Below are 1,711 nucleotides of genomic sequence, written 5' to 3' on the forward strand. Positions count from 1 at the left end.
AGTTTATGGAGCCGGTACAATTGGAATGGCTATTCGCTACGCCAGGCATCTTCGGATAATGTACCAGTTGTTGGCTAACGCTACTTCTCAAGCCACTGGTAAAGTACAGCTTCGCTTAGTAAAGCAATCAACTGCTCCGTTCAGCTTTGGTCGGTACGTGGTGGTGAATAGAGAAGAATATAATCAGGGTAAGATTCCTGAAGAGGTTATTCAGCATGAGTACCTGCACGTTCGCCACGGACACACACTAGATATCCTATTTATTGAGTTGATTCTAATTTTCTTCTGGTTTCATCCGCTACTGTGGTTGTATCGTCGAGAGCTAGTAGCGAACCATGAGTTTTGCGCCGATAACTATGTAATAAACCAGATATCTCCGGCTTCATCTTATAGTCATACATTATTAGATTTTATACACCGTGGTTCCTATCCACATTTGGGTAGTGGCTTCCGATATTCTTTAACCAAACACCGAATTCTTATGATGCAACGTTCTTCTTCTTCTGCCTTTGTTTTTGCGAATAAATTAGGTTGTACCGCACTAGCACTAGTGGGCTTTTTTGTTATAACCTCCTTCACGAGTCAATCTAACCAGTCGGACTATCACCCCAACGATTCGGTATTTACGGTAGTGATTGATGCCGGACACGGTGGGCGCGATACCGGCACTACCAATAAGCAACATCAGGAAAAAGACATAGTGCTGGCTATTGCTCAAGCCATGGACGAACTAGCGTCAACTTCTTCGCTTCGGTTAATTTACACTCGCCAGGGGGATGACCCTATCTCTTTAGCCGATCGGGTAGGAGTAGCCAATCAGAGCGAGGCCGATTTATTTCTTTCGTTGCATATTGGTCAACACGATGATCAGAATCAGCAAGGCTTGGAAGCCTACTATTCCGCAAAGAATCCTCAGAGCAGCTTATCGGAAGAATATAGCCAGCAATTTATCCAAAATATTACGCTCACCGAAGCTGGGAAAAGTGTGGTAAAACAAGCCGATTTTCTAGTGTTGAAAACTGCTTCCTGTCCATCAGTACTGCTTAATCTGGGGTTTTTGTCCAATCCGCAAGAATCAGCGTTCTTGGCTTCCGAAAAAAATCAGCGACAATTGGCTTCTCAAATCATACAAACGCTCACTGAGATTCAGAAGAAATAGTCGTTCTCGAAGTCTTTTAATTTTGCTACTTTCGGGCTAGTTACGAATCCAGATCAAAGAATATGCGACGACTGCTGTCCCTACCAATTGTATTTTTAGCACTTAGCTTAGGTAACTTAGGATGTGATCCAACGCAACCCGCTACTGCTGAAAACACCTCCGCTTCGACCGATACTTTACAAAATGCCTACAACGTAGCTTTGCTGATTATGAATGGGGTATACAACACCGAACTTACGGCTCCCTACGATATTTTTCAGCACACCATTTTTCGTGAGGAGATTAAGCCTATGCGCGTATTTACGGTAGCTAATACTACTGAAATAGTCACCACCTTTGAAGGAATGCGAATTTTGCCGGACTACAATTATCTTCAAGATGAATTTCCAGCGATTGATATTCTGGTAGTCCCTAGTGCTGAACATCACCTGGATACTGATTTGGAAGATGAAGCGATGCTAGAGTTTGTGCGTAAAGCGGCAGAAAACGCCCAGTTCGTTACCTCCCACTGCGATGGTGCCTTTGTATTGGCTAAAGCCGGAATCTTAAACG

2 protein-coding genes are annotated in these 1,711 nt (G+C 43.7%); both read left to right on the forward strand.

Annotated elements, in window-relative coordinates:
* A partial coding sequence (locus WBA23_RS19295) for an N-acetylmuramoyl-L-alanine amidase (RefSeq protein ID WP_424583915.1) occupies window positions 1-1,159 on the forward strand: 1,159 nt, incomplete at its 5' end.
* A gap of 62 nt (window positions 1,160-1,221) precedes the next feature.
* The coding region (locus WBA23_RS19300; RefSeq protein ID WP_424583916.1) for a DJ-1/PfpI family protein at window positions 1,222-1,711 on the forward strand (490 nt) is incomplete at its 3' end.

The organism is Tunicatimonas sp. (assembly GCF_049647865.1).
Classification (GTDB): domain Bacteria; phylum Bacteroidota; class Bacteroidia; order Cytophagales; family Cyclobacteriaceae; genus Tunicatimonas.